This is a genomic window from Streptomyces sp. adm13(2018), from assembly GCF_008042145.1.
GTDB lineage: Bacteria > Actinomycetota > Actinomycetes > Streptomycetales > Streptomycetaceae > Streptomyces.
The window spans coordinates 512,614-531,320 of the sequence record NZ_RDBH01000129.1; the positions used below are offsets into that span (position 1 = coordinate 512,614).

General features: G+C 73.2%; 13 protein-coding genes and 1 pseudogene. 1 reads left to right on the forward strand and 13 read right to left on the reverse strand.

Annotation, left to right across the window (positions count from 1 at the left end):
• Window positions 1–164: 164 nt before the first annotated feature.
• The 13 genes and pseudogenes from EAO70_RS18960 to EAO70_RS19020 all read right to left on the reverse strand — a co-directional run bounded on the left by EAO70_RS18960 (window position 165) and on the right by EAO70_RS19020 (window position 17,755).
• Window positions 165–1,496, reverse strand: coding sequence for a vWA domain-containing protein (locus tag EAO70_RS18960; RefSeq protein WP_148004093.1), 1,332 nt, complete (start codon window positions 1,494–1,496; stop codon window positions 165–167).
• 71 nt (window positions 1,497–1,567) lie between these two features.
• A complete protein-coding gene (locus EAO70_RS18965) occupies window positions 1,568–2,971 on the reverse strand; it encodes a PP2C family serine/threonine-protein phosphatase (protein WP_187283946.1) in 1,404 nt (467 codons plus the stop codon).
• A 2-nt stretch (window positions 2,972–2,973) separates the two neighbouring features.
• Window positions 2,974–5,463 carry a serine/threonine-protein kinase gene (locus tag EAO70_RS18970; RefSeq protein WP_148005229.1) on the reverse strand — a complete coding sequence of 830 codons (2,490 nt, stop codon included), beginning with the start codon at window positions 5,461–5,463 and terminating at the stop codon, window positions 2,974–2,976.
• Between the two features lie 79 nt (window positions 5,464–5,542).
• Window positions 5,543–6,820 carry a hypothetical protein gene (locus EAO70_RS18975; RefSeq protein WP_187283947.1) on the reverse strand — a complete coding sequence of 426 codons (1,278 nt, stop codon included), beginning with the start codon at window positions 6,818–6,820 and terminating at the stop codon, window positions 5,543–5,545.
• Window positions 6,821–6,872: 52 nt separating this feature from the next.
• On the reverse strand, window positions 6,873–7,904 hold the full coding sequence (locus EAO70_RS18980) for a glutamate ABC transporter substrate-binding protein (protein WP_148004095.1): 1,032 nt from the start codon (window positions 7,902–7,904) through the stop codon (window positions 6,873–6,875).
• Between the two features lie 11 nt (window positions 7,905–7,915).
• Window positions 7,916–9,385, reverse strand: a complete 1,470-nt coding sequence (locus EAO70_RS18985; RefSeq protein ID WP_148004096.1) for a hypothetical protein — start codon at window positions 9,383–9,385, stop codon at window positions 7,916–7,918.
• A 276-nt stretch (window positions 9,386–9,661) separates the two neighbouring features.
• Window positions 9,662–10,724 (reverse strand): annotated as a pseudogene (locus tag EAO70_RS18990) (N-acetylglucosamine kinase).
• On the reverse strand, window positions 10,715–11,980 hold the full coding sequence (locus tag EAO70_RS18995; protein WP_148004097.1) for a 6-phospho-beta-glucosidase: 1,266 nt from the start codon (window positions 11,978–11,980) through the stop codon (window positions 10,715–10,717). The pseudogene EAO70_RS18990 and the gene EAO70_RS18995 overlap by 10 nt, the downstream one beginning before the upstream one ends.
• An 8-nt stretch (window positions 11,981–11,988) precedes the next feature.
• Window positions 11,989–12,879, reverse strand: coding sequence for a carbohydrate ABC transporter permease (locus EAO70_RS19000; protein WP_148004098.1), 891 nt, complete (start codon window positions 12,877–12,879; stop codon window positions 11,989–11,991).
• Window positions 12,880–12,882: 3 nt separating this feature from the next.
• A complete protein-coding gene (locus tag EAO70_RS19005) occupies window positions 12,883–13,881 on the reverse strand; it encodes a carbohydrate ABC transporter permease (RefSeq protein ID WP_187283948.1) in 999 nt (332 codons plus the stop codon).
• Window positions 13,882–13,897: 16 nt separating this feature from the next.
• Window positions 13,898–15,241 carry an ABC transporter substrate-binding protein gene (locus tag EAO70_RS19010; RefSeq protein WP_148004099.1) on the reverse strand — a complete coding sequence of 448 codons (1,344 nt, stop codon included), beginning with the start codon at window positions 15,239–15,241 and terminating at the stop codon, window positions 13,898–13,900.
• A 56-nt stretch (window positions 15,242–15,297) separates the two neighbouring features.
• Window positions 15,298–16,512, reverse strand: coding sequence for an ROK family transcriptional regulator (locus tag EAO70_RS19015; RefSeq protein ID WP_148004100.1), 1,215 nt, complete (start codon window positions 16,510–16,512; stop codon window positions 15,298–15,300).
• A gap of 223 nt (window positions 16,513–16,735) precedes the next feature.
• Window positions 16,736–17,755, reverse strand: coding sequence for a mechanosensitive ion channel family protein (locus EAO70_RS19020; protein WP_148005232.1), 1,020 nt, complete (start codon window positions 17,753–17,755; stop codon window positions 16,736–16,738).
• Between the two features lie 299 nt (window positions 17,756–18,054).
• Here EAO70_RS19020 and EAO70_RS19025 point away from each other — a divergent pair, with 299 nt between their 5' ends.
• Window positions 18,055–18,618: an HNH endonuclease gene (locus EAO70_RS19025; RefSeq protein WP_148005233.1), complete on the forward strand. Its 564-nt coding sequence runs from the start codon at window positions 18,055–18,057 to the stop codon at window positions 18,616–18,618.
• The last annotated feature ends 89 nt before the right edge of the window (window positions 18,619–18,707 follow it).

An 18,707-nucleotide genomic window follows, 5' to 3' on the forward strand; every position in this document is an offset into this window, starting at 1 on the left:
GGTCAGAGCGACCGGTTCGGTCCGCCCGGCGAGGGCGACCGGTTCGGTCCGCCCGGCCAGGGTGACCGCAGACCTCGCACCAGTCGTCGGAGACCGACTGGTGTCCGTTCGGGCAGGTAGGCATGTCGGTGCTTCCCCCTCTCGTCGTCCGGCCCGTGGCCGGGCTACCTCTTGACGCGAACGGTCTTGGTGGAGCGGGTCTCGAGTGTCATCTCGTCCGCTTCCGCGACCTTCGCCTTCAAACGCACAGTACCGGTCGCCGCATCGACCACGTCGACCACCTTCGAAAGCAGTTTCGCCGTATCCGCGTTGCCGGAGGCCGCCGCGAGCTGCACCGCGCGGCCCAGTTTCGCCGTGGCACCGTCGTGATCGCCCGATTTGCGGGCATCAAGACCCTGCTGGATGACGTCCGCGAGCTCCGCCTGGCCCGTGTAGTGGGCGACCTGGGGGTTGATGGAGGTCGACATCGCCAGGTCGTCGGTCCACACCGCCCGTACCAGTCCTTGGGACAGCGGCCTCGGGTCGCCGCCCAGCGGGTCCGGCGCGATCAGCGAGACCCGGGCCGCGAGCATCTCCTGGCCGATCGCGGCCTGAGGGACCCGCACGCTCACGTGGTAGTCGCGGGACTCGTCGCCCCAGGAGCCCGTCGGGTAGTCCCCGGCGCGCGGCCCGGCCTCCGTCCGCCGCGCGGTGAGGTCCTCGACCTTCGGGGCCACCTGCTTCACGTAGGCGATCTCCACCCCGACCGGGGTCCACAGGCGCAGCGTGACGTCCGCCACGCCCTTGCCCATGGTCTGCTCCATCATCGCGGTGAAGTCGGCGGCGAGGGCGGCCGGGTCGGCGACGATGTCGGCGGAGCCGAGCAGCGCGGAGGCGATCCCGGTGACCTCCTTGACCTCCCAGTCGGTGCCCACCCCGCGGGCGTCGCAGGTGAAGCGGCCGGCGCAGGCGTCGAGGGCGGCCAGCAGCTCCTCCGGCGACTCGTGCTCGTTGCGGCCGTCGGTGAGCAGGATGCCGTGCCGGATGGTGAGGTCGGCGGAGGAGAGCAGCCGGTCCGCGAGCCGCAGCCAGGTGCCGATGGCCGTGCCGCCGCCCGCGCTCAGCCGGCGCAGCGCCTCCTTGGCCTCGGCCCGGGTCCGGGCGTCGGCGACGGCGAGGCGGCCGTCCCCCGGGTAGACCTCCTTGGCCACGTGGGTGCCCGCGACCACGGCGAAGGACGTGCCGTCGTGCAGGGTGTCGACGGCGGCGGCGGTCGCCTCGCGGGCCCCGCGCATCTTGGTGGCGGGGTAGTCCATCGAGCCGGAGCAGTCGACCATGATCACGACACCGGCCGCGCTGCCGCCCGCCGGGCCGAGCGGCTGCCGGCCGGTGGTGCCGCCGCCGGTCGAGGTGACCGTGACGATCGCGCTGACGTCCCGGCCGCCCTCGGGCAGGAACTCGTTCTGGTAGACGTCCACCGAGAACTGCGGCACGGTCGACTTGGAGAAGTTCGCCATTCGTTACGGCTCCTCGGGCAACAACGGTCGGACGACGGAGGTACGGGGGATCCGGAGGCCGCTCAGGCCGGTCAGGCCCCCGGGGGGACGGCGGTGAACGGCACCAGCGCGACCGTGATGTTGTCGTGGCCGCCGCCGTCCAGGGCGTGGCCGACGAGAACCTGGGCGCTGTGCAGCGGCCGGTCGGAGGCGTCGGCCGGGACGACCCTCGCCATGTCCTCCGCCCCTTCCGCGTAGTTCCACAGGCCGTCCGTGCAGACGACGACCACACCGGACCGGTCCGGCTTGAACGCGGCCGTGTGCGGATCCAGTTCGTAGGCGTCGGCGCCGAGCCAGCCGGTGATCGCGTGGGCGCGCTCGTCCGCGTACGCCTCCGCCTCGTTCATCAGACCGGCCGCGACCATCTGCGCGGCCCAGGAGTCGTCCTCGGTGAGCCGGGCGGGCGGGGTGGCCCGGTCGTCCGGCACCCAGTAGACCCGGCTGTCGCCGACCCAGCCGACGACGAGCAGGCCGTCGGCCACGACGGAACCCACGATGGTGCAGGCCGGGGCGTTGCGGTGGCGGTGCGGGTCGTGCTCGGCGCCGTCCTGACCCGGCTCCTCCGCGAGGGAGTTGACGGCCTCGGCGGCGGCCACGATCGCCTCGTGCATCGCCTGCTGCGGGTGGGTGCCCCGGGGCAGCGCGGCGAGCAGGGAGGCGCCGGCCGCCTCCGCCGCGGCGGCGGACGCCTCGTCGGGCCGGGTGGCCGAGGACACGCCGTCGCACACGATCGCGAGGACGGCGGGGGAGCCGTCGGGGAGCGTGGTCGCCGACACGGCGAACGCGTCCTCGTTGCGGTGGTGGCGCAGCCCGCGGTCGGAGACGGCGGCGACGCCGGTGAGCTCCCGCTCCATGTGGTCGCGCTCGCGGGGCTGCGCGTGGCCGCAGTTCTCGCAGTAGCCGTCGGTGTCCACGCGCCCGGCCCGGCAGGCCACGCACAGCGCGGAGCCGGGCTCGGCGGCGGCCTGGGCCGGTGCCGGATGCCCGGCGGTCGGTCCGGACGCGCCCGCCTGCGGTGCCGGGGCGGCCGCGGCCGCCGGAGCGGGGTCCGCCCGGACCGCCGTCCGCGGGTCGGGCGCGGCAAGCTCGAAGTCGCCGCCACCCGCCGCGGTCCGGCCGGCGGTTCCGGCGGCCGGCGGCACCGGTCCGTCCGTGCGGACCTCCATCGTGGGCAGGTCCCGGCCGCCGGAGTCGGTGCCCGGGAGGTCGCCCGGGTGCTGGGTGGCGGTGGACAGCGAACCGGGGTCGCGCGGCGGGGCGTCCGGCCAGGCGGGGGCGACGATGGCCACGGTCGGGCGGTCCGGCTCGGCCCCGGCGGCCGGCACGGCCGCCAGGTCGTGGCCGCACGCCCCGCAGAACCGGTCACCCGACTCCAGCGGCTCCGCGCAGTCCGGGCAGACGGTGAGGCCGTGCGACGGCTTCGGCTTCTGGGACATCCTCACACCCACGTCCGGGGGCGGAAACGGTTGGCCCGCTCCACCAGTTCGATCCTCTCCTCGCCCCGCTGGGCGAGCCGGGCCAGCACCCGGTACGAGCGTTCGAGGCCGAAGCGCAGTCCGCGTTCGTCCAGTTCACTTCCGAGCAGCAGCGCGCCGCCGCCCGGTTCCGCACCGGGACTACCGGAGAGTACCCAGTCCAGGGCGGTCCCGAGGACCTCCGTCGACAACTGCTCCCGGCGCACGGCGTCCAGACCGAAGCCCTGGAGCGCCGAGACCTGGGCCGCGGCCGCCGTCAGATCGGCGGCGAGCGGGTCCCCCGGCGGGCGCCGCCGCAGCCGCGCCCGCACGGCCGCCACCCGGGCGGCGGTGTAGTGGATGGAGGCCTCCGGAACGGACTCCAGAGCCCGTACGGCCCCGGTCCGGTCCCCGGCCGCGAGCCGCACCCGGGCCAGCCCGAAGGCCGCGCTGACGAAGCTCGGGTCGGTCGTCCACACCAGGTGGTAGTACTCGGCGGCGTTGTCCAGCTGGCCCAGCACCTCGGCGCAGATCCCGAGGGCCAGCTTCGGCGACGGCTCGCCCGGAAAGGCGTCGTAGACCGCGTCGAAGGAGAGCGCCGCGTGCTCGTGGTCGCCGGTCACCAGGGAGGCGACGCCCCGGTACCAGACGATCCGCCAGTCGTCCGGGTCGCGTTCCTCCAGACCGGCCAGGGTCCGCGCGGCGCCCGGCAGGTCGCCCAGCTCCAGCTCGGCCCGCAGGGTCCGCAGCCGCAGCTCCGTGGAGGGCGCGGGCGCGGCCTGCAGCGCGGAAAGCAGTTCGCCGGGCGCGGCGGCGGCGAGCCCCGCGAGGAACCCCGCGTTGGGGTCGCCCGTATCCACCCGGGGCACGGGCAGGGCGAGCGCGAGGGCGGGCGTGTCGAGCGGCGCGAGCAGCGCCCCGAGCCCGGCACTGGCGGGAACACCGAGCCCCGCGCCCCCCGCCGCCCCGCCGACCGGTACGGCCCCGGCGCGGCTCCGCCGGGCCCCGAGCAGCGACACGTCGTCCGTCTGCTCGGCGAACAGGGTCGTGTCCGTGACCCGCGTCTCCGTGCCGAACAGCGTCGACAGCGCGGGCCGGGGCCGCCCCGACTGGAGCGCCACGACCTCGCGCAGTACGCCCGTCAGCTGCTCCGCCATCTCCTGCGCGGAGGAGAACCGGCGCGCCGGGTCCGGGTCGGTCGCGCGCACCAGGAAGCGGTAGAACGACTCGTACGTCCGGAAGACCGGGATGTTGCCCGGGTCCGGCAGCGAGTCCACGAAGACGTTGGTGTAGCCCTGGAAGTCGAAGGTCATCACCGCGAGGGTGCGCGCCACCGTGTACAGGTCGCTCGCCACCGACGGCCCGACCTCGGCCACCTCCGGCGCCTGGTAGCCGACCGTGCCGTAGATCGCGGACTCGTCGTCGTCCATCCGCCGGACCGCGCCCATGTCGATGAGCTTCAGCTGGTCCTCGGACTGGATGGCGTTGTCCACCTTGAAGTCGCAGTACAGCAGGTTGCGGCTGTGCAGGTGGCCGAGCGCCTCCAGGGCCTCGATCCCGTACGCGCAGGCCTGCTCGACCGGCAGCGGATCGCGGCGGCCGTCCGGGGTCCGCCGCTCGTTGGCGATCTCCTTGAGGGACTTGCCGCCGACGTACTCCATGACGATGTAGCCGTCGAGGGAGCCGGTGCGCTGGTCGAGGTGCTCGACGAAGTTGTAGATGCGGACGATGTTGGAGTGCTCGATCTCGGCGAGGAACCGGCGCTCGGAGATCGCCGCGGCCATCGCGTCCTGGTCACCGGTGTCGAGGAGGCCCTTGAGGACGACCCAGCGGTCGGAGACGGCCCGGTCGACGGCGAGGTAGATCCAGCCGAGGCCGCCGTGCGCGAGGCAGCCCGCCACCTCGTACTGGCCGTGGACGATGTCCCCGCCGCGCAGCTTCGGCACGAAGGAGTACGGGTGCCCGCACTTGGTGCAGAAGCCCTCCGTACGGCCCGTTCGGTCCCCCCGCGAACGGCCCACCGGCCCACCGCAGTCCGCACGGGAGCAGAAACGCTTCCGCTCGGGGACCTCCGGGTTCTCCATGACCGCGCCCCGCGGGTCCGGCCGCGGCACCTCCGGGATCGACACCAGACCGGCGCCCAGCCGGTTCCGGGCGGACTGGCCGGTCGACGTGCCGGAGCTGCGCACCGACACCGAGCGGGACGCGGAGGCCCCGGAGAGCGAGCGCGAGAGCCGCCCGGAGACCGAGCGGCGGGAGGTCGACGAGCGGGACGAGGCCCGCGAGGACGCCCGCGAACTGCTCCGCGAGGAGCTGGAGTCCGGCCCCCCGACGGCGCCTCCGCCCGCGCCCGCGCCGCGGCCCGTGTTGCGGCCCGGCACGGCCACGCCCGTGGGCGTCGAGCCGATCAGCCCGCCGGCCGCGACCACCGGGGCGAGGCCACAGGTGTCGCAGTACAGCTCGCCGGCCCCCATGTCCTCGTACGAACCCTCGCACGAAGGACGCTGACAGCTCCCCACACCCGTCTCCCCGCCGCTCACCACTGGTCCCCGCTCACCACTGTCGTTCTCCCGCGTCCCTCGGGCCGGACAGGACGTCCGCCGCCGCCTGCTGGTAGCGCAGCACGGCCTGTTCCGCGACCCGCAGGTCGCAGGGCGCGCTCCACAGCATCCGGCGGGCCGCGTCGTACCGCTCCACCAGCAGCGGGTCCTCCGCCGCCCCGAGCCGCGCCACCTTGGCCTTGTACGCGTCGAGCCGGCCGCGCAGCTCGGCCCGGACCGCGAGCGGGGCCGTGACCGCGGTCAGCGACTCACGGGCCCGCAGCAGCTCGTCCTCCGCGTCCCGCTCCAGCGACTCCAGGAGCGGGGAGAGCCGGTGCCACTGGGCGTGCCTGCGGTACTCGGCGGCCGCCACGAGCCGCTCCTGGAGCGCGGTCGGCGGACCGCTGACCGCCGGCACCTCGGAGGCCGCGATCTTCGCCAGGACCTCGCCGCGCGCGGACCGCGCCTCGGCGAGCGTCCGGTCCGCCCGGGACAGCACGTCCCGCAGCCGGAGCAGCCGGTCCTCGGAGTCCTGCCGGACCGCGAGCACCGCCTCGATCTCCCGTCTGATGTCCTCCAGGGCCAGCGCCGCCCGGTCGTACCGCCCGGTGTCCGGACGTCCCCCGCCGGGCGCCGAACTCCCCGTCGCCGGACGCCAGAACGCCAGCGGATCGGTGACGACCTGGGAACGCAGCGCGCCCAGCTCGGCGGTGATGTCCTCCAGCTCGTCCCCGGCCGGGTGCTCCCCGGGCCGCACCCCGACCGAGTGCGCGAGCGAGCGCGTCCGGCCCAGCTCGGCGGCGAGGAGGTCTATCCGGGCGGGCAGCGCGGACCAGACCGCGTCGGCGGTCACCACCACGTCGAGCGAGGAGGCGTACAGCTCGTTCATCCGGCGGACCAGGCCCTCCAGGGTGAACCGCTCGGTGAGCAGCCCCGGCTCACCCGCCCCGCCCGCCACGTGGACGCTCTCCCCGCGCAGCCGGTCCGTCAGCTCCACGAGTTCGTCGCGGCCGGGCCAGCGGCGCCGGGCGCGTACCTCGCGGGCCTCCCGCAGGGCCCCGGTGTACACCTCGAAGCAGGTCCAGAGCAGGGTGATGGTCCGCTCGGTCGCCGCCCAGCGGTCCCGGGTGGTGCCGGTCAGCTCCGCCCCTTCGAGCAGCCTGCGGCCCGCGTGGTCCTGGAGTGCGAGGAGCGAGTCCTCGACGGCCTTGTGCTCGGCTCCGAGGCGCGCCAGCGCACGGTCCGCCTCGTCCCGGTCCATCACCGGCCCAGGGGGTCCCGTGACGCCCATCGATCACCTCTTCCTCTCCGTGTACGGGGCTGGTCGTACGGGGTGCCCGGCGCTACTTGTACAGAGGAGCGGGCGGCCCGGTGATCCCGGGCAGGTCCTTCTCCAGCCAGGTGCGGTACGCCTGCTGCCAGGGCCCCTGGCGGTAGCCGACGAGCACCTGGTTGACCCGGCGGACCAGGTCGTCGTTGCCGAGCTTGGCGGCCACGCCGTAGAACTCGGTGGTGAACGGTCTGCCCTTGAGCTCGACCGCCGGGTCCTGCGCGGCCTGGCCGGCCGCCAGCGCGTTGTCGGTGACGACGGCGTCGACCTCGCCCATCTGGAGCCGGGCCAGGCAGTCCAGCTGGTTGGGCACGGTCAGCAGGTCAGGGTCGTCCTTGGTGCCGTCGCCCTCGTCCTTGTACAGGGCGCCGAAGGAGTTCTCCTCCAGGGCCTCGTAGGCCGTGGAGCCCTCGGCGGTGCAGACCCGGCGGCCCTTCAGCGAGGTGTCGTAACCGGTGATGTCCGTGGCGAGCTTGGGCGCCAGGACCTGCTGCCCGGCCTGGAAGTAGGCGGTGGAGAAGGCGACCTGCTGGATCCGCTTGCAGTTGATCGTCATGGTGCGCACGACGAGGTCGACCTTGCCGCTGTCGAGGGCGGCGATCCGCTGGTTCGTGGGGATCGCCCGGAAGATGACGGCGTCCTGACTGCCCAGCAGGTCCTTGGCGATGGCCCGCGCCAGGTCGATGTCGAAGCCTTCGAGCGCGCGCGTCTCCGGGTTGCGGTAGCCCCAGCGGTAGCTGGACTGGTCGACGCCGACGACGAGCTTGCCGCGCTTCCTGATCGCCTCGACGGCCGGTCCGTCCGCGGTCGACGGGGTGAGGGAGGCCCAGGGCTTGTCGCAGGTGTCCGCCTTGATCTGCACCCCGGTGCCGACGCCGGGCCCCGAGGCGCCGGCCGCGGCCGCCGCGTCGGCGCCGTCGTGGGCCAGCGGGAGCAGGGTGAGCGAGGCGGTGAGCCCGCAGGCCACGGCCATCGCGGCCACCCCGCCCCAGCCCCGGAAGCGCTGCGCCGTCCGCCGCACCAGCGGGTACGTGCCGTTCGGCATCCCGCCCCCTCTCACCGGTACTCCGACAGTCTGCGGTTGATGCCGAGCACGGCACCCGCCGCGCCCAGTATCCCGAGGGCCGCGGCGCCGAGCGGCAGCGCGGTCAGGGCGTCCCGGGCGTCCCCGGCGGCGCGGGTGAACTCGTCCTGCTCGTGCGCGAGGGCGCGGTCCAGGGCCGCGTCGACCTGGTCGAAGGACTGCCCCGTCGAGTTCCCCGCCTGCCCCGCCTGCTCCGCTTGCCCCGCCCGCCCCGATCCCTCCGAGCCGACGATCCGTTCGAGGGCGCCCTCGAAGTCGCCCGCCTCGTCCTTGGCGCGGGCGTCCTTGTGGCGCTGCTTCCACTCGGCGGTGCGGGAGGCCGCCTCGTCGACGGGGCCGCGGCCGGCGTCGTCGTCCGCGTGCTCCCGGGCCGTGGCGAGCGCGGACGTCAGGGTGGCCATGCTCGACGTGTACGCGGCCTCGTACTTGTCGTTCCTGCCGTCCTCGGTGAGGACGGCGCCCCGGGCGACCAGGGTCAGGTTCTCGTTGGCGCGGGCCGTGAGGGATCCGATCCGGGCCGTGTTGAGCGCCTGGAGGGACTCCTGGCCCTGCGCCCGCGCGGTGTCGAGGCCGGCCCGGGCGACGGTGTGCGCGGTGATCAGCCAGAGCAGTACGGCCACCGTCGCGGCGGTCGCCGCCAGGAGGCCGTGGTTGAGGACGCGGTTCGTCCGCGCGTAGGTGCGGTGCTGGGCCCAGGCCAGCGCGGCGAGGGTCCCCAGCCCGAGGCCCAGGGCGAGCAGCGGCCAGCTGCGGGCCGACGCGTCGTCCTCCCGGAGCCGTACCGTCTCGGCCTCGTACAGCCGCTCGGCGGCGGGCAGCAGCGTGCTGGTCATCTGCTGGCTGGCGTACCGCAGATAGGCCCCGCCGAGCGGCAGGCCCTGCCGGTTGGCCGCGCGGGCCCGCTCGATCAGGCCCGTGTAGCGCGGGAGCTGCTGGTTGAGGGTGGCGATCTCGCGGGCGGAGGGACCCGAACCGTCGGTGCTCGCCGCGGCCTTGACCAGCAGCCGGGCGGCGGTGGCGATGTCCCGGTCGTACCGCGCGCGGGACTCGGCGGGCTCCAGGGTGCCCGCGAGGAAGCCGCTGGCCGCGGTGGTGTCGGCGTCCGCGAGGGAGCGGTAGATCGCGGCGGCGTCGGCGGACAGCGGCTGGCTGCGGCTGACGACGTCGTCGGCGGCGGTGGTCCGGTCGTCGACCTGGAGGGCGGTGACGGCGCCGAACGCGACGACGAGCAGGGCCAGGACGGCTCCGAGGATCTGGAGCCGGCCGGGCTCGGTCGTCGTGGCGACCCGCAGCCGCTCCCGTCCCACGGACCATGCGCTCCGCCCCGCGGGCGGGGCGGCACCCGGCGCGGGGGACGGCTGCGCGGGCACGCCGGCCGGGCGCGCGGGCGCCTGCGCCGCACTGCCCGCCGGGGCGGCGGGTGCGTTCGGCGGGTGTGTCACGTGACCTCCCCCTGGTCGCCGACATCGGCCGGTCCGGCCTGCAGTATGGCCGCAGGGGGCCGTCCGCACACCGGGATTGACTGGATCTTGTTCTTATCGTGCCGCATGCCCCCGGCACATCCGCGGGCGAGCCCCCTCGCGTCGAGGGGCGCATCCCCTCACTCTGAATACGTCGCGCGGCCGTGATCGGTTCCGTCTCGGACATCGCTCGAACAGGTGAACATGCGGGCGGGGCGTCCCCTCCGGTGGAGGGAACGCCCCGCGACCGCCCGCGTCTCAGGCCCCGTAGTGGTCCCGCAGCCGGGCCGCGGCCTCCGGGCCCGCCGCCGCCTCGTCCAGGGCGAGCAGTCCCGCCCCGAGGACCGGCGGCGCCGTCACGAAGCCGATGACCGCCTTCGGCGCCCGCTCGGCGAGGAGTTCACGGATCCGCGTCTCCAGCTGCGGATGCCGCGCGGCGAGCACGCTGCCGCCCAGCATCACCGGCGCCTCCTCCTCCAGGAGCCCGAGCCGCCCCAGGGCGACCGCCGAGAGCGCCACGACCTCCTCCGCGAGCCGGTGCACCAGCCCGAGTGCGACCGGGTCCCCTTCCGCGCTCACCCGGAAGAGGACCGGGGTGAGCTCGTGCCGCCGCTCCATGGGCACATGACCCAGGTGCAGCGCCTCGATCAGCGCGTACATCGTCTCCAGGCCGAAGTGCGCCGGCAGTGCGCGGGCCAGCGCGGAGGGTTCCCCGCGCCCGTCCTCGGCGCGCGCCGCGTACCAGAGCGCCTCCTCGGCCATGCCGCTGCCGCCGCCCCAGTCCCCGGAGATCTTCCCGATCGCGGGGAACCGCGCGGTCCGCCCGTCCGGGGTCATTCCGACGCAGTTGATGCCCGCGCCGCAGACCACCGCGACCCCGCGCGGCTCGTCGATCCCGGCCCGCAGGATCGCGAAGGTGTCGTTGTGCACCCGCACCGACCGGCTCCAGCCCCGGCGGAGGAGCTCGTCCCGCAGGGCGGTCTCCTCGACGGGCAGGTCCGCGTTGGCGAGACAGGCCGCGACATGGGCGAACGCGGGGGAGGACCCGGCGTCGCCGGCCTCCCCCCGCGTTCGCCCATGTCGCCCTGGCGGAGATCGTCGGGCGGGCCTGGGCGGAGGCCGGCCCGCCGGCCTCCGCCCAGGCCCGCCCGACGATCTCCGCCAGGGTGTCGACGGCCGTCTCCACCCCCACCACCGGCGGCTGGAACCCGCCGCCGCGCGCCGCGCCGAGGACGGTGCCGTCCGGGGCGAGGACCGCGGCGTCGGTCTTGCTGTTCCCCGCGTCGATCGCGAGGAGGACGCCGTCCGGGTTCACGCCCACGCGAGGTGCTCCCGGTTGTGCGCGATCAGCCGGTCGGTGAGCCCGTCTGCGGTGGCGTACTGACCCACCAGCGGATGCGCGAGCAGCGCCCTGAACACCCGGTCGCGGCCGCCGCGCAGCGCGGCGTCGAGCGCCAGGTCCTCGTAGGCGGTGACGTTCGCGACGAGACCGGCGTAGAGCGGGTCCACCGGCGCGACGGGCAGCGGCACGGCGCCGTCCGCGCCGATCGCGGCCTGCGTCTCGATGACGGCGTCGTCCGGCAGGAACGGCAGGGTGCCGTGGTTGTACGTGTTGACCACCTGGTACGGCGAACCGCCCCCGCCCAGCAGGCCGGCGGCCAGGTCCACGGCCGCCTCCGAGTAGAAGGCGCCGCCCCGCTTGGCGAGCAGGGCCGGCTTCTCGTCGAGCGCCGGGTCCCCGTACAGGTCGAGGAGCTGCTTCTCCATCGCGGCGACCTCGGCGGCCCGTGAGGGCTTGGTACCGAGCTCCCGGACGACCTCGTCGTGCGCGTAGAAGTACCGCAGGTAGTACGAGGGGACGACGCCGAGCCGGTCGAGGACCGTGCGCGGCAGCCGCAGGTCGTCGGCGACGGCGTCGCCGTGCTCGGCGAGCAGCCGGGGCAGCACGTTCTCGCCGTCGGGGCCGCCGAGGCGCACGGCCCGCTCCCAGGTGAGGTGGTTGAGCCCGACGTGGTCCAGGTGGATCTCGGCCGGGGCGACGCCGAGCAGCGCGGCGAACTTCCGCTGGAAGCCGATGGCCACGTTGCACAGGCCCACGGCCTTGTGTCCGGCCCGGAGCAACGCGCGCGTGACGATGCCGACGGGGTTGGTGAAGTCGATGATCCAGGCGTCCGGGTTGGCGCGCCGGACCCGCTCGGCGATGTCCAGGACGACCGGGACGGTGCGCAGCGCCTTGGCGAGGCCGCCGGCGCCGGTGGTCTCCTGCCCGACGCAGCCGCACTCCAGGGGCCAGGTCTCGTCCTGCTCGCGGGCGGCCTGTCCGCCGACCCGCAGCTGGAGCAGGACGGCGTCGGCGCCCTCGACGCCGGCGTCGAGGTCGGAGGTGGTGGTGATCGTGCCCGGGTGGTCCTGCCGGGCGAAGATCCGCCGGGCCAGGTCGCCGACCAGGTCGAGCCGGTCGGCAGCCGGGTCGACGAGGACGAGTTCGGTGAGGGGCAGGGTGTCGCGCAGTCGTGCGAATCCGTCGATCAGTTCGGGGGTGTAGGTGGAACCGCCCCCTACGACAGTGAGCTTCATGGTGTGCGTCAGCCCTTCACTCCGGTCAGTGTGACTCCCTCGACGAACGCCTTCTGGGCGAAGAAGAAGACGAGGATCACAGGGGCCATGACCAGGACGGTCGCGGCCATGGTCAGATTCCAGTCGGTGTGGTGCGCGCCCTTGAAGGACTCCAGTCCGTAACTCAGCGTCCAGGCGCCCGGGTTGTCCGAGGCGTAGATCTGCGGCCCGAAGTAGTCGTTCCAGCAGGAGAAGAACTGGAACAGGGCGACGGCGGCGATGCCCGGCTTGGCCATCGGGAGGACGACGCGGACGAGGGTGCGGAACTCGCCGCACCCGTCGATCCTCGCGGCCTCGATGTACTCGTTCGGGATGGTCAGCAGGAACTGGCGCAGCAGGAAGATGGCGAAGGCGTCGCCGAACGCCATCGGGACGATCAGCGGCCAGAGCGTGCCGGAGAGGTCCATCTGCTGGGCCCAGAACAGGTACATGGGGATGATCACGACCTGCGGCGGCAGCATCATCATCGAGATGACCAGCAGCAGTGACAGGTGCCGGCCGCGGAAGCGGAACTTGGCGAGCGCGTACGCCACGGGTATCGAGGACACCACGACGAGGGCGGTGCCGAGCCCCGCGTACAGCAGCGAGTTCTTCCACCAGGTGAGGAAGCCGGGGGTCTCGATGACCCGGACGTAGTTGTCCCAGTGCCAGGAGTCCGGCGTCAGGTCCCGGGTGAGCGCCTGCTGGTCGCTCATCAGGGAGGTCAGGAGGACGAAGACGAACGGGAGCACGAAGAACAGGGCGGCGGCGATGCCGAGCGAGTGCACGGCGATCCAGTGCAGCAGCGATCTGCGGCGGGCCTTCTTCTCGGCGGGGCCGGCCGCGAGGCGGTCGCGGGCGGGAGGGGTCGCGGTCGTCATGAGTCAGTCACCCGAGCCGATCAGGCCGCCGCGCCGGCGCATCAGGAGCGCGGTGAAGGCCATGGAGAAGGCGAAGAGCACCAGCGCGACGACGCAGGCGGTGCCGTAGTTGAACTGGCTGAAGCCGAGGTTGTAGACCAGCTGCGGGAGGGTCAGCGTGGAGTCGTCCGGGTAGCCGGGGACGAAGACCTCGCCGGAGCCGCCCATCTTCCCCGAGGCGACCTTCGCGGCCACGATCGGCTGGGTGTAGTACTGCATCGCGCCGATCACCCCGGTGACGACCGCGAAGAGCACGATCGGCGAGATGTTCGGCAGGGTGATGAAGCGGAACCGCTGCCAGGCGGACGCGCCGTCGAGTTCGGCGGCCTCGTACTGCTCCTTCGGCACGTCGAGCAGGGCGGCCATGAAGATGACCATGAGGTCGCCGACGCCCCACACGGCGAGGACTGTCAGGGCGGGCTTGGACCAGTCGGCGTCGTTGAACCACGAGGGGGCGGGGATGCCGACCGCCTCCAGGAGCGAGTTGACCGGGCCGGTGCCGGGGTTGAGCAGGAAGACGAAGGCCAGTGTGGCGGCCACCGGCGGCGCCAGGTAGGGCAGGTAGAAGAGGGTGCGGTAGATCCCGGTCGCGTGCTTGATCCGGGTGATCAGCATGCCGACGCCGAGGCCGAAGAGGACCCGGCAGGCGACCATGAAGACGCCGAGCCAGAGGGTGTTCCGCAGGGCCGGCCAGAACTGCGGGAACTCGGTGAAGACGTACGCCCAGTTCCCCAGTCCCCGCCATTGCGGCGGGTTGAGGCCGTCGTACTTCATGAAGGAGAAGTACAGCGTGGAGAGGAGCGGATAGGCGAAGAAGAAGCCGAATCCGATCAGCCAGGGCGACATGAACGCCAGGGTGACGAGGGCGTTGTGCCGGCGCCTCGACCTCAGCGTGTTCCGTCCCCCGGGGGAGACGGCGGCCGGGGCGGCCGCCTCCTTCGCGGGCAGGGTGTCCGTGCTCATGAGGGGGCTCCGGCCGTCACTTCGCCGCTGCGATGTCGCGGTCGATCTGGGCCGCGGTGTCGGCGAGACCCTTCTTCAGGTCCGGGACCTGGCCCTTCTCGTACTGCTGGGCGAACTTCTGGAGGGTGTCCTGGTAGGCGGAGCCGTTGACCGCGCCGTCCGAGGTGGTGGACTCGGGGTGCCGGGCGATGTCCAGGAAGGTCTTGAAGCGCGGGTCGAACGTCAGGTCCGGGGACTTCAGCGCCTCCAGCGTGGAGGGCACGTTGCCGATGTCGTTGGCGAAGCCGACCACGGCGTCCGTGTCCGTGGTCATGTACTTGACCAGCTCCCAGGCCGCGTTCTGCTTCCTGCTCTGCGGGGCTATGCCCATGATCGTGCCGGAGAGGTAGCCCTTGCCGTACTCGGCGACCTCGTCGTCGGCGACCGGCATCGGCGCGACGCCGACCTCGAAGCCGAGCTTGGCGGCCATGGCGAACTTCAGCCGCCACTCGCCGTCCAGCTGCATGGCGACCTGACCGGTCTGGAAGGGGTGCTTCGCGCCCCACTCGTCACCGAAGGTGGTGCGGTACTTGTCGAGCTTCGCGAACCCGCCGAGGCTGTCGACCAGCGACTTCTGGTACGTCATCATCTCGGCGAAGGCCGGGTCCTTGCCGACGTTCGACCTGCCGTCCTTGTCGAAGTACGCGTGGTCCCACTGCGACATGTAGTGCGAGACGACGGTCTCGTAACCGAGGTAGTTCGGCATGAAGCCGAGCTGCTCGTAGGTGTCGCCCTTGGGCTTGGTGAGCGTCTTGGCGACCTTGGCGAACTCGGACCAGGTCTTCGGCGGGGCCTCGGGGTCGAGACCGGCCGCCTTGAAGGCGTCCTTGTTGTAGAAGAGGCCGTACGCGTCGGAGAGCAGCGGGAGCGCGCAGCGCCTGCCCTCGAACTGCGTGTACTCCTGGAGGACCTTCGGGAAGGTCTTGTCCAGGTCCAGCTTCGACTTCTCGATGAAGGGCTTCAGGTCCGCGAGTGCGCCCGAGGCGCAGAACTTGCCGACGTTGGAGGTGGTGAACGAGGAGACGACGTCGGGTCCGTTCGACCCGCCCGCGCGCAGCGCCTGGCCCAGCTTGTCGTCGTTGATGCCGCCGACGACCTTCACCTTGATGTTCGGGTGGGCCTTCTCGAAGCGGGCGATGTTGTCCGTGATCGCCTTCACCTCGGTGGGGTCCGACCACCCGTGCCAGAAGGTGATGGTGGTCTCGGCCTTGGGGTCGTCGGAGGCCGCGTTGTTCGCGGAGCCCGTACAGGCGGAGGCGAAGAGGGCGATGGAGGCGGTGGCGGCGAGCGCTGCGGCTGCCTTGCGCGGACGTGCGGGCATGACGGTGTCTCCCTGTGGCGAAGGGCTTACGGGGGAAGGGAAGCGGGGACGGTGGGTCAGCGCGAGGTGTCGAAGACCTCGGCCCGGGTGGTGGCGAGGGCGCTTTCGAGGGCGCCGCGCAGCACCGGGCGCCGGGGCACGGCGGCGAGGACGAGCCGGGGCCGGGAGGCGGCGAGGTCGGCCAGTTCGGACTGCACGCGCGCGCGGAGGGGTTCGCCGCCGGCGACGAGGACGTCGCCGGAGAGCACGATGAGTTCGGGGTCGAGGACGGCGACGATCGAGGAGAGTCCGATGGCGACGCGCTCGGCGTACCGGTCGAGCAGGTCCGCGTACCGGGGGTCCTCGCCGTGGGTCTCGACGGCCCGGGCGAGCAGCCCGCTCGCGACCGGCACGTAGGGCTGCTCGGGGGTGTCGATCCCGACGGTGCGGGCGATCCGGGGTACGGCCTGGACGCCGGCGAGCTCCTGGAAGCCGCCGGAGTTGGCCTTGGTGACCTGCCGGACGAGCGGGGTGCCGGGCACGGGCAGGAAGCCGACCTCGCCGGCGCCGCCGGTGAAGCCGCGGTGGAGCCGTCCGCCGAGGACGAGGGCGGCGCCGAGGCCCTCCTCGTTCCAGAGCAGGACGAAGTCCGCGTGGCCGCGGGCCGCGCCGACGCGCTGCTCGGCGACGGCGACGAGGTTGACGTCGTTCTCGTACTCGAACGGCATCGGCAGGACGGCGGCCAGCTCCTCCAGCAGGGTGGGCGAGTGCCAGCCGGGCAGGTGGGAGGCGTACCGGAGGCGTCCGGTGGCCGGGTCGAAGGCGCCGGGGGTGCCGATGACCAGGCGCCGGACCTCCGCGCGGGTGAGGCCGGCCGCCTTGACGGCCCCGTCGAGGGCGTCGGTGACCTGACGGACGACGCCGGAGGCGGCGCGGCCGGGGGTGCGGAGCTCGTACTCGCCGACGATCTCGCCGGTGATGTCGGCGACGGCGGCGTGGATGCGGAACGGGTTGACGTCGAGTCCGGCGGCGTACGCGGCCCGCGCGTTCACCCCGTAGAGCTGGGCGTTCGGTCCGGGTCGGCCCGCGGTGGTGCCGGTGGCGACGACGAGGCCGGCCGCTTCGAGGCGGGCGAGCAGCTGGGAGGCGGTCGGCTTGGACAGGCCGGTGAGCTTGCCGATCCGGGTCCGGGAGAGGGGGCCGTGCTCCAGGAGGAGGTCCAGGGCCGCCCGGTCGTTCATGGCGCGGAGCACGCGCGGCGTGCCGGGGGTTCCCGGGGTCGTACCGGCCATGAGGTCGCACCTGCCTTCGGCTGCTGGTCGGGCCATTGTGCTGCCTCGCGGCGGCCCGTCTCTCCCACTCCACTGTTAGGAAAGTTTCCTATTCGGTGGAAGGAAAATAAGGCGCCGTCACGGGGGCGTCAATACCCGGGAACGCGAGACGCCCCCGAAGGCAACCAAAGCGTTACCTCCGGGGGCGTCCCGGGCGCGCGTTCCCGCGCGGCTGCTGCGCGTCCTACTTGTTGAGGTCGGTCCTCGGCAGCGGGGTGGCCGCCGCGGACTGCGGCGAGGTCGCCGAGGCGAAGGCCGACGGGGCCGCCATCCCCGCGGTCGGATCGGCCGCCGCCTCCTCGGCCTGCGCCGGGAGCCCGCCCACGATCCGGATGCCGGCCTGGTCCAGGCCCTGCTTGATCCGCCAGCGCAGCTCGCGCTCCACGCCCAGCGCCTTCCCCGGCATCGTCTTCGCCGAGACCCGGACGGTCATCGAGTCGAGCAGCACCTCGCTCAGCCCCAGCACCTCCACCGGGCCCCAGAGGCGCTCGTTCCACGGCTCCTCCTTGGCCATGGACTCCGCCGCCTCGACGATCACGGACCGCACCTTCTCCAGGTCCTCGGTCGGCCGGACGGTCACGTCCACGCCCGCCGTCGCCCAGCCCTGGCTGAGGTTTCCTATCCGCTTGATCTCGCCGTTGCGCACGTACCAGATCTCGCCGTCCACGCCGCGCAGCTTGGTCACCCGCAGGCCGACCTCCACGACCTCGCCCGAGGCCACGCCCGCGTCGACCGAGTCGCCCACGCCGTACTGGTCCTCCAGGATCATGAAGACGCCCGACAGGAAGTCCGTCACCAGGTTCCGCGCGCCGAAACCGATCGCCACACCGGCCACACCGGCCGAGGCGAGCAGCGGCGCCAGGTCGATCTTGAAGGCGCCCAGGATCATCAGCCCGGCCGTACCCAGGATCAGGAACGAGGCCACCGAGCGCAGCACGGAGCCGATCGCCTCCGAGCGCTGCCGCCGCCGCTCGGTGTTGACGAGGAGTCCGCCCAGGGCCGTCCCCTCCACTGCCTGCGCCGAACGGTTCATCCGCTCGATCAGCTTCGTCAGGGCCCGCCGGATCGCCATCCGCAGCAGCAGCGCGACGATCAGGATCAGCAGGATGCGCAGTCCCGTGTTCAGCCAGGTGGACCAGTTCTCCTCCACCCAGCTCGCCGCGCTCGTGGCCTTCTCCGCCGCCTCGTCGAGGGTCACCGGCATGGGCTCGGGTTCGGTGGCAGCCGCAAGGGCGGACCAGGACACGGGTGGACCTCCAGGGCATCGCGTACGCAGAGCGTCCACAGTAACGGGGCGTCGGACATGGTCCCGTAGCGCTGTTCGAGGGAGAGACGGACCTCACCCGGGCAGACAGAGGGGAGACATGCCGATGTGGTCGAGAACACGCCGGGGCCGTCACCCCGATCCCGGCACGTGGTGGCGTTCCGGCCAGGCATGAGGGGAGACTGAGAGCAGTTCGTCCCGGCGCGAGCCACGCGCCGCCGGCGTCATAGGAGGCATCCGTGCCGCATGTCCTGGTCCTCAACGCGTCGTACGAGCCGCTCGGCGTCGTACCGCTCCGCCGCGCACTCGTCCTCGTCCTGGAGAACAAGGCTCTCTGCCTCGAGGAATCCGGCGCCTTCCTGCACAGCGAGACCCAAGTCGTCCCCGCGCCCAGCGTGGTGCGACTGAAGCGCTTCGTGCGGGTCCCCTACCGGGGGCCCGTTCCCTTGACCCGCCGGGCGCTCTTCGCCCGTGACGGCGGGCGCTGCATGTACTGCGGGGGCGTGGCGACCAGCGTCGACCACGTCATCCCGCGCAGCCGCGGGGGCACGCACGCCTGGGAGAACGTGGTGGCGGCCTGCCGCCGCTGCAACCACGTCAAGGCGGACCGGCACCTGCGCGAGATCGGCTGGCGGCTGCGCCACCAACCGGCCCCGCCGAGCGGTCTGGCCTGGCGGATCATCGGGACCGGACACCGGGACCCCCGCTGGCTGCCCTACCTCCAGCCGTACGGTGCCGAAGACGTGATGGCCCGGATCGACTCCGTCGCCGACGCCCCCGCGAGGGCGCTGGCGAAGGGTTGAGCCGGGCCTTTCGCGTCCGTGCCCGACCTGACCTCGCCCACGGGCGCCGGGCCGGGCGGGCGGGGGCGCCGGGCCGGGTGCGACCCGGG

What these genes read in the sequence shown, in the direction of transcription:
- EAO70_RS18995 (WP_148004097.1), bottom strand. Translation starts at nt 11,980, where the DNA reads ATGAAGCTCACTGTCGTAGGGGGCGGTTCCACCTACACCCCCGAACTG.
- EAO70_RS19015 (WP_148004100.1), bottom strand. Translation starts at nt 16,512, where the DNA reads ATGGCCGGTACGACCCCGGGAACCCCCGGCACGCCGCGCGTGCTCCGC.
- EAO70_RS19000 (WP_148004098.1), bottom strand. Translation starts at nt 12,879, where the DNA reads ATGACGACCGCGACCCCTCCCGCCCGCGACCGCCTCGCGGCCGGCCCC.
- EAO70_RS18960 (WP_148004093.1), bottom strand. Translation starts at nt 1,496, where the DNA reads ATGGCGAACTTCTCCAAGTCGACCGTGCCGCAGTTCTCGGTGGACGTC.
- EAO70_RS19010 (WP_148004099.1), bottom strand. Translation starts at nt 15,241, where the DNA reads ATGCCCGCACGTCCGCGCAAGGCAGCCGCAGCGCTCGCCGCCACCGCC.
- EAO70_RS18965 (WP_187283946.1), bottom strand. Translation starts at nt 2,971, where the DNA reads ATGTCCCAGAAGCCGAAGCCGTCGCACGGCCTCACCGTCTGCCCGGAC.
- EAO70_RS18980 (WP_148004095.1), bottom strand. Translation starts at nt 7,904, where the DNA reads ATGCCGAACGGCACGTACCCGCTGGTGCGGCGGACGGCGCAGCGCTTC.
- EAO70_RS18975 (WP_187283947.1), bottom strand. Translation starts at nt 6,820, where the DNA reads ATGGGCGTCACGGGACCCCCTGGGCCGGTGATGGACCGGGACGAGGCG.
- EAO70_RS18970 (WP_148005229.1), bottom strand. Translation starts at nt 5,463, where the DNA reads ATGGGGGCCGGCGAGCTGTACTGCGACACCTGTGGCCTCGCCCCGGTG.
- EAO70_RS19020 (WP_148005232.1), bottom strand. Translation starts at nt 17,755, where the DNA reads ATGCCGGTGACCCTCGACGAGGCGGCGGAGAAGGCCACGAGCGCGGCG.
- EAO70_RS19005 (WP_187283948.1), bottom strand. Translation starts at nt 13,881, where the DNA reads ATGAGCACGGACACCCTGCCCGCGAAGGAGGCGGCCGCCCCGGCCGCC.